At 76.3% G+C, this 337-nt stretch carries 1 pseudogene; it reads right to left on the minus strand.

Features of this window, described 5'->3' with window-relative positions:
• A pseudogene (locus tag G3I40_RS38710) lies at window positions 1–337 on the minus strand (hypothetical protein); the annotation flags it as partial.

A 337-nucleotide genomic window follows, 5' to 3' on the forward strand; every position in this document is an offset into this window, starting at 1 on the left:
GTGGCGACGGCGAGGGTCTCCACGGCCGCGGCCGCGCCGAGCACGACGGCGGGGGCGTGCATGCGCCCATGGACGGTGAGGAGGCGGGCGAGCAGCAGAAGGACGCCGAGGGCGCCTGCTCCGGCGTAGTCCACGTCCTGGTCGAGCGCGGCTCCGGACAGGCCGAGCAGGACGACCAGGGCAAGCGCGAACAGGGCGACGGCGCCGAGGAGCAACGGCCTTACGGACGCGGCGAATTCGCTGAGTCCGCGGCTGACGGCGAGTCGGCGGCGGGCACCGGCCGCGTAGAGCCGGGCGCACCCGGCGGCCGGCGCCACCGCGAGCATGAGCGCGAGGA

The organism is Streptomyces sp. SID14478 (assembly GCF_010548525.1).
GTDB lineage: Bacteria > Actinomycetota > Actinomycetes > Streptomycetales > Streptomycetaceae > Streptomyces.